This is a genomic window from Stutzerimonas stutzeri (assembly GCF_024448695.1).
Taxonomy (GTDB): domain Bacteria; phylum Pseudomonadota; class Gammaproteobacteria; order Pseudomonadales; family Pseudomonadaceae; genus Stutzerimonas; species Stutzerimonas stutzeri_T.
This window is the reverse complement of record NZ_JAMOHY010000006.1, coordinates 135662-142956: the sequence shown is the minus strand read 5'-3', so window position 1 is coordinate 142956 and position 7295 is coordinate 135662. Positions and strand designations below refer to the sequence as shown.

7 protein-coding genes are annotated in these 7295 nt (G+C 59.6%); 1 reads left to right on the top strand and 6 read right to left on the bottom strand.

Annotated features, from left to right (window positions below):
• Positions 1–292 precede the first annotated feature (292 nt).
• Complete coding sequence (locus tag NAV32_RS08055) at positions 293–700, top strand: VanZ family protein (protein ID WP_256052284.1); 408 nt, start codon at positions 293–295, stop codon at positions 698–700.
• Positions 701–794: 94 nt separating this feature from the next.
• On the opposite strand, the gene NAV32_RS08050 is transcribed toward NAV32_RS08055, so the two are convergent.
• From NAV32_RS08050 to NAV32_RS08025, 6 genes are all read right to left on the bottom strand, one after another.
• Positions 795–1985, bottom strand: coding sequence for a polysaccharide pyruvyl transferase family protein (locus NAV32_RS08050; protein WP_256052283.1), 1191 nt, complete (start codon positions 1983–1985; stop codon positions 795–797).
• An 8-nt stretch (positions 1986–1993) separates the two neighbouring features.
• Positions 1994–3052, bottom strand: a complete 1059-nt coding sequence (locus NAV32_RS08045) for a nitroreductase family protein (protein ID WP_256052282.1) — start codon at positions 3050–3052, stop codon at positions 1994–1996.
• Positions 3049–4377 carry a flippase gene (locus NAV32_RS08040; RefSeq protein WP_256052281.1) on the bottom strand — a complete coding sequence of 443 codons (1329 nt, stop codon included), beginning with the start codon at positions 4375–4377 and terminating at the stop codon, positions 3049–3051. Before NAV32_RS08040 ends, NAV32_RS08045 begins: the two co-directional genes overlap by 4 nt.
• A 255-nt stretch (positions 4378–4632) precedes the next feature.
• Entirely contained in the window at positions 4633–5535 is a 903-nt protein-coding gene (locus NAV32_RS08035) for a GGDEF domain-containing protein (protein WP_256052280.1), read from the bottom strand.
• Between the two features lie 293 nt (positions 5536–5828).
• Complete coding sequence (locus NAV32_RS08030; protein WP_256052279.1) at positions 5829–6452, bottom strand: hypothetical protein; 624 nt, start codon at positions 6450–6452, stop codon at positions 5829–5831.
• On the bottom strand, positions 6449–7153 hold the full coding sequence (locus tag NAV32_RS08025; RefSeq protein WP_256052278.1) for an F-box domain-containing protein: 705 nt from the start codon (positions 7151–7153) through the stop codon (positions 6449–6451). Before NAV32_RS08025 ends, NAV32_RS08030 begins: the two co-directional genes overlap by 4 nt.
• Between the last annotated feature and the right edge of the window lie 142 nt (positions 7154–7295).

Here is a 7295-nt window from a genome sequence, read left to right as displayed (position 1 = left end):
TCGAGACTGAAGGAGTGCCGAGGAGTCCGAGGTGCTTGCCAGGCGCCCGCGCGTTTGCGGAATGCTATCAGTTCGGACCCGTTACGCGCGGTTCCGTTTGTGAAATGTCGAGTGAGAACCGTCTGGTCACTTTCCACGGAAGCGGACGAACTATCGAGCTTTTTCGTCCTCATAGCGTGCAAGCCGACAGTTATCGCCGGCATGTCACCTGATATTCTGTGCCGCACCGTTCGGCCTGCCAGCAAGTATTCCCTGCCTTTGCACCCCGTACAGCGAGAGCTTTCTATTGCCCATGAATTACCTGCGCGTGCTGCCCTTTATTGCGGTATTGGCGGTCATCCTCTTCACTGGCCTGCGCCCCGAACCAGTCCCGCAGGTGTTCGACCAGCAGGACAAGCTGCATCACCTGCTCGGTTTCGCCGCGCTGATGTTCACGCTGCGCCTGGCCTTTGCGCAGTGGCGAGTCGTCTGGGCCGCCGCGGCGTGCCTTGGCGCAGCCGTACTGATCGAACTGGCACAGGGTCTGTTGCCCAATCGTTGGGCTTCGCTGGGCGACATGCTGGCCAACACCCTCGGCGTGCTGCTGGGCTGGGGCTGTTTCTGGCTGGCGCAGCAATGGTATCTGCGACGCATCGGTGTGGTTTCCGATGCCGAGTCGAGGGGGCGGGAAGAACCTCTGCAAGGCGTAAGCCGACACTAAAAAGTAAGTCTTTCTACCGGGCCGAATTCATTCGGCCTTGGCCAATCCCTGGCTGAATTTATCTGTCCCTACGAGTAGCCCGGCGAATGGCCCCTCAGGCCGCGCCGGCCCTTTTCCGCTGTGCCTGCTGGTCCCGGCTGCGGGCGATGGGGTCGATCACCTCGAAGACGTCCTGCCACATCTGCTCCGATTGCTGCTTGAGCTGTCCGGTGCGCGTCTGGATCAGGGTTCGGATCTGCGTGCTCTGGTCTGTCACCAGATCGAGTTTGCGCCTGATTTCAGCGGGGCTGGCCGTCACATCGATCAGGCCGTCCGCAAAGCCGTAGTCCTCGAACAGCATCTGGTATTTGTGGCTCCAGCCCGTGGCCAGCGCCGGAACGCCCTGGGACAGGGCACTGACCAAACCGTGAAAGCGGCTGCCGAGGGTGCCATCGCAGGCGCCCAGAATGCCCTTGATCTCCAGCGGGCCGCTTTCCCGAATGATGTTGATGCCGCCGACGGCAGCCGACAGCTGTTCTGCCAGCTTCAGGTCGGCCTGGCCTTCATGGACGAGTACGAAAGGCCGGGCGCCTTTTTCCAGCAGATAGCGGGTGCATTCGATCAGGAACGGCAGATAGGCATCGCGCGTCGCTTTATCGGTCTTGTCCAGCATCCGGCAGTTGGGAACGATACAGAAGCGATTCTGCTCGACATCAAAGTTCGCCGGCAGCACTCCGCTGATCAGGTTGGTGAAGTCGGGGGCCTGCCTGATGTTGTCCCGCTGGCCGACCAGATCGGTCAGATGCTCAAAGGAGATGCGCTCACGCGCAAAGATCAGGTCGGCGTGCTCGACCACACCCTGCATGGCCGTGCGGATCTTTTCGCTGGTGAACGGCCCTAGCGCCTGGGGCAAGAGAATTACACGGGTGCCGTTCCTGGCCCAGCGCTTGGCCGATTGCGCCAGCTCGATGCTCGGCTCGTCGCCCCACTGGTCGCTGTAGGCGAAACCGGCTGCGTCGATCACCACATCGACCTCCTTGTCCAGTACGACGCCGTACATCTCGCGCAGCGGGCGCGGCGCGAGCATTGCCAGATTTCCCCATTGAATGCCGTAGCGCCACAGTGAAGCCTTGGGATAGAAGCCCAGCTGCACCAGTTTGCGGAACGGGTGATCGGATTTTTCGGTGGTCGGCGCCATGACGAAGGTGGCATCAGGGTAGCGAGCCTTCAGTTTCTGCAGCGCGGCATGCAGCATCAGCTCGGCGCCTTTGTTGACGAAGCCTGCCTTTCTGATTTCGATGATCATTGTTTACCTCAGTTGAATACGATCAGGTCTTGCTCGGTCTTCTTGTCCGAATAGGGAATGCCGCCGGTGGGGTCGGCGTAGCCCACCGCCAGCAGCATCACGGTGCGCTCGTGGTAGGCCAGCCCAAGTTTCTCTGCCAGCAGGCGTTCCTTTTCCTCGATGTCCGGCCAGTTGATCGGGCAGGTGGACAGGCCAAGGGTCTCGAACGCCAGCATCAATTGCATCGCCGCCAGGGAGCCATCGATATAGATGACATGACGGTCGCGTGCTTCGGGATAGGCGCCCAGATTGCCTACCACCGCGATCACGCAGGGCAGGTTGTGATGAAAGCCGCCGGTACCGCCCGCGCAGTGGGCAATCTCGGCAGCCTTGTGCGGATCGTTGCTGACATGAAAGCGAAACGGCTGACGGTTGCAGGCAGAAGGCGCCAGGCTGGCCGCCCGCACGGCTTCTTCGATCAGTGAGTTATCGACCCGTTTGTCCTGATACCAGCGCACCGAGCGCCGGCGCTGGAACAGCACCAGCAGCTGGTCGTAGCTGATCGGACATGCCGGTAACCGGTTGTGCGGGTAGGGCACACACTGGCCGGATTCGTCGGGTGCCTGTGCGCGGCTGAACGCATTCCGCGCCGAGTCAATGCGCGGCGTGCTTTCGACAGCCGAAAAATAGGCGCCAAGCACGTCACCGGCCCAGCGCCGCTGGCCGTCGAAGGTTCCGCTCTGGGTTGCTCCGGCATAACAGCGAACCGTTTCGCCGATGTAGTCCTCGGCGAAGGTGCCACGTCGCGGACGCATGATCAGTCCCTTCTCCAGGCGATGCACATTGCGCCGCAGAAAGGCGTCATTCTCACCCTGGCTACGCATCAGCCGGGCGAACTGGAGGCGACCGAGCAGCACGGCGCGATGCTCGCGATAGAACTCTCGACTGAAAAAGCAGTAGTACAGCGAAGCGAGGAAGCCGTTGCCGGAACATAGCCGGACCAGTCCTAGGCTGACATTGTCGCGGCTGGCCTTGAGCACGGACTTGATCGGCTCGGGCAGTGCTTGGGCGAGGGACTTGAGGCTCATCGGATGGCTCCTGCGGCCCTGAAGGCATAACGGAAAGGGCTGAAGATGGACTTGGTCATCATGTAGAACACGGGGCGGGTCTTGCGGTGCCCCAGCAGTGCGACGTACGAGGCAATGGCGTAGGACATGACGGTCGCCAGCGCCGCGCCTTCGCCCCCGTAGCGCGGGATCAGCAGCAGGTTGAGGCCGATATTGGCCAGCGCGCCAAGTCCCTGGGTCACCAGGGAAAACATCAGGGCGCCCTCGATCAGAATCCAGCGGCTGAACAGTGCGCGCATGAAGATGAACACACCGCCCCAGACATGAATGACGAGGATCGAAGCCGACTGCCGGTATTCCTCGCCGAACAGCAGGGCAATCAGCGGTGCGGCGACGAGCGTGACCAGGATGGCGACCGCGATGGCAAGGATGAACAGCAGATCGAACAGCTGCTGAAAGCGCAGGTTGAACCGCGCCGTGTCGTCGGCGTGCAACTTGATCAGCTTGGGAAAGAAGGATGCAACGATGGCGGTGGGCAGGAAATACCAGGCTTCCGAGAGCTGCGCGGCGACGGCGTAGACGCCTACCGCCTCGGCATCGATCATCCACTTGAGCATGACCTGATCGATCTTCATGTAGATCACCGCGAAGATCGACCCGAGGTAGATAATCCAGCCCTGGCTGAGCAGCTCCTTGGCTTTCGCAAAGCTGGCTGACCAGCTCGTCAGTGAGAGCCGGGTGGTGCCCTTGTAGAGCAATGCCAGCAGCAGCGCGGCGAACAAAAACTGCGCAGCATGGGCGAAGGCGAACGCCATGAGCCCCGCACCGGACAGGATCAGCAGCAGCTTGATGCCTGCGGCCAGCAGCATCGCCGCGGACTTGGCAATGGCCGGATACTTGGCCTGCACCTGTGACTGAAACCAGTACTCCACCACATCGAAGGTCTGGAAAAAGATCGCTGATGCAACGATCAGCAGCATCCAGAATTCGGTACCGCCGACCTCCTCGAACAGCAGCGCATAAAGCAGGACCAGGCTGAAGCCGAGCGCCATGCCTGACAGTTTCAGGACAAAGGTGGTGCCCAGGGTTTCGGGGATGATGTCCGGCTTGCGCACCACCTCGCGTACCACCAGACCGGCCAGGCCCATGTGGCCGGCAGAAGCGAAGATGGCCGTCATCGCAATCGCATAGGAAAGCATGCCGAACTGCTCGGGACCCAGATAGCGCGCCAGCAAAACGGCCATGACAAAGCCCACGCCGATGTGCAGCAGCCGTTCCACCATCATCCACGAAGCGTTGAACAGGTAGAGCTTTATCTTGTTGAAGAGAGTTCGTACTGCAGACATCCGGTTGTCCAGCTCCTTACGGCTGACTCTGCGCTGAAAGGCGGCGACGCTCAGCAGACCTCGTTTAGCACGGCATGTTCCGGAGACAGCTGGAAGGATGAGCGCGTGGCGGGTGCGCTGAATCGCTGCAGGCTAGAGCAGTAGCGGACTTGCGGCAGATGGAGGTGCGCTGATGAACTGAATGCTCAGAAGGCTTGACGGTGCCGAGGTTTCATTGACGATAGGGTTCAGAGTCTTTGTCGCGAGGGGTGGTCGTCAGGCTAAAACGACCCGGTCCTTGCCTTTGCCTTTTGCTTTATATAGGGCTTGATCAGCACGTTTGAGCGTGTCTTCGTAAGACTGGTCTTCGAGCACCATGGTCGCAATGCCAATGCTGGCTGTAGCGACGGTGTCGTCCACGGAAAACCGGCACAACGCTTTCCGGAACTGCTCATGCAGGCGTATGGCGAACTGCAAGGCCTGGTCAGGATTCGTATTGGGCAGCGCAATCACAAACTCATCGCCGCCAAAACGGCAGGCGGTATCCGTGATGCGAAGCGTAGCGCGGCACGTGTCGGCCACCGCCAGAATCATCTCATCCCCGATGTGATGCCTCTTTGTGTCGTTGATTTTCTTCAGGTTGTCCAAGTCGAGCATCAGGATGGAGGTCGGCACGCAATGGCGTTTGAACGACTCGTAATGAAGTGTTAGCTCATGCTCCAGCTTTCTTCGGTTGAATAGGCCCGTGAGCTGATCAGTGTCGCTCAGCTCCCTCAGCCTGACTTCCAGATAGTGCCGTTCTGAAATATTGCTTGCGACCCAGAGCACCACGTCCTCGTCATCCACCAAAAAACTCAGTGCCTGGATGCGTCCTTCAAACCAGATCGGCTCCTTGGGGCCATCATCGGATAGCCCTTTCACATCGCGATTACTCAGCTCGTATTCTTCGACCAGCAATTTTTGAGATGCCAGCGCCCGACCGATCTGTTCAAGAAACCAGTTCGCTTTCTCGGGTTTGATCAAATCTGAAATGTACTGGCCGACGAGACTGCTGCCGTCGTGGTAATAGCGCATATCACGACCACCGAACACCGCAACGTATTTCCCGCTGCGAGACAGAATGAAGGCAGGGTCCGGCAGAGCATCAAGAATGGAGGCCATGTGCTCAACGTTGATCATGAAAGTGTCTCTGAGCCGTGGCCGACCGCGCATGGGTCAGCTTGAAAAGCAGAAGGGCACGAATCTTAGCGCTGCGCTGATGGTCGGGATATAGCCTGCTCGCTTTACGCTTCCCCCAGGAAAAACTGTTTGTTAGACGGTTTGCCGCTGTATTGCCGGATAGGGCAGCGTCGGTTGTGCTTTGAGATCATGATTAGTGGAAGCAATTTTTGGGTGGCTGATGCTCATCGGGGTTGTGGTTTTTGCGATGCAGCTATCGCCATCGGCGCGACGCCTGGCCTGGCCCTTAAGCGCTAAAAAGTCCTGACAGGCAACTCAAGCTTGCGGCTGGCCAGTGTGCGCCATTCATCCAAGGCAGCCTGGATGGCCGCCTTGTCAGCCAGCTTAGCGAGCGCTATCGCCTTGGAAAAGCAGCGGTAGCCAGGCAGGTCAGTGACATTCACCTGGCCGTCTTCGGGGTAATCGATACCCTGCCAGACGTTGCCGTACCAGTTGCAGGGTTTGGCAGTCGGTATGTCGCAAACCACCACCGATAACACCAACTCGCTGCGGGTTTGCTCGACGGGCTCGGAACTGAACTCGCCGCTGTACTGGTCGAACCCTGTATCGCTGCGAACCCAGGCGCCAAACATCAAGTCGCCCGACCGGTGATTGTCCCAGGGTGCTTCCTGGCCACTGTTTTTCAGCCAGATCGCCGACAGGTCGTAGAACGGCAGGTAGCGCCGACCGCTGTTTTCGCGCTTCTCCAGCCCATAGAGCCCCTGAGGTAAGGGATAGACATATTGCTGGTGGTAAGCAGTAGCGCCAAGCTGCTCGCGGATATAGCCCAGCAGCTCGAACATGCGCTGCTGATAGTCAGCCAGCAGGCGATAGGCCTTGCGTACATCCAACAAGGCATCCTGGAGGGTTACGGTCATTTCAGGCTCCAAGTAGCAAATGCGCCGGGGTGGGTGTCGAGCGTGACCGGTCGCAGATCAGCGAGCCAGCGCATGGGATGCGTGCGTAAGCCATGCCAGGCATAACACTTGGCGATATCGTCCAGAAGACGCAGGCAGCCGGGTGGCGAGTCAGGTGGCAAGTGCGCTTCGAGCGTCTGATACAGCTGTTGCCAGCTCGCACAGACCAGCCTGAAGCGGCCAGTGCTGGCGTCAGGCAAAAAAGGTAGCAACTCCGTCAGCAGTCGCTGGCGACCGGCTTCGCCGTAGTCGTTCAGGCCACCCAGCGTAAGCAGGATGCAGGGGTCTGACAGTACGTTTTGTTGCCAGCCGGCCAGGAGCTCGTTAGCCAATTGAGTAGCCAGTTGCTGGTGCATATGGTCGTGCCGCTTGGCCTCTACCAGTAGTGTACAGTCACTGCCCTGCAGCAGCACGTCTGGTTCGACACGAGTGCCGTCTGCCAGGTACCACGACGGCCAGTAATCGATACGCTGCAGCGGGCCAAAGGCTTCGCCCAGCAGTTCGCTGAGTACGCGGGTCAGCAGGTGTTCAGGCAGGTAACTCAAACGCTCGAAAACGCTGGCAGTCAGCACGTCCTCGGCCCCTTCTGCCGACTCCAGCGCCACGTGCAGGCTGTGCAAGCCGGTGCCTCGCTTCTTGCCGGCCAGTACTGCGTTAAGCATGATCACTTCTCCCTGTGCGCTTTGGCCTGGCAGCCAGAAGTCCTGCTTCTTGTTCCGGCTCGGGTGGTTACTAAATTGCCAGTCGGCTAGATGTGGACGCTCTAATGAGTCGTCGTCAGTCTGCCCGAGACGCCGTGACTGT

What these genes read in the sequence shown, in the direction of transcription:
- NAV32_RS08045 (WP_256052282.1), bottom strand. Translation starts at nt 3,052, where the DNA reads ATGAGCCTCAAGTCCCTCGCCCAAGCACTGCCCGAGCCGATCAAGTCC.
- NAV32_RS08025 (WP_256052278.1), bottom strand. Translation starts at nt 7,153, where the DNA reads ATGCTTAACGCAGTACTGGCCGGCAAGAAGCGAGGCACCGGCTTGCAC.
- NAV32_RS08040 (WP_256052281.1), bottom strand. Translation starts at nt 4,377, where the DNA reads ATGTCTGCAGTACGAACTCTCTTCAACAAGATAAAGCTCTACCTGTTC.
- NAV32_RS08050 (WP_256052283.1), bottom strand. Translation starts at nt 1,985, where the DNA reads ATGATCATCGAAATCAGAAAGGCAGGCTTCGTCAACAAAGGCGCCGAG.
- NAV32_RS08035 (WP_256052280.1), bottom strand. Translation starts at nt 5,535, where the DNA reads ATGATCAACGTTGAGCACATGGCCTCCATTCTTGATGCTCTGCCGGAC.
- NAV32_RS08055 (WP_256052284.1), top strand. Translation starts at nt 293, where the DNA reads ATGAATTACCTGCGCGTGCTGCCCTTTATTGCGGTATTGGCGGTCATC.
- NAV32_RS08030 (WP_256052279.1), bottom strand. Translation starts at nt 6,452, where the DNA reads ATGACCGTAACCCTCCAGGATGCCTTGTTGGATGTACGCAAGGCCTAT.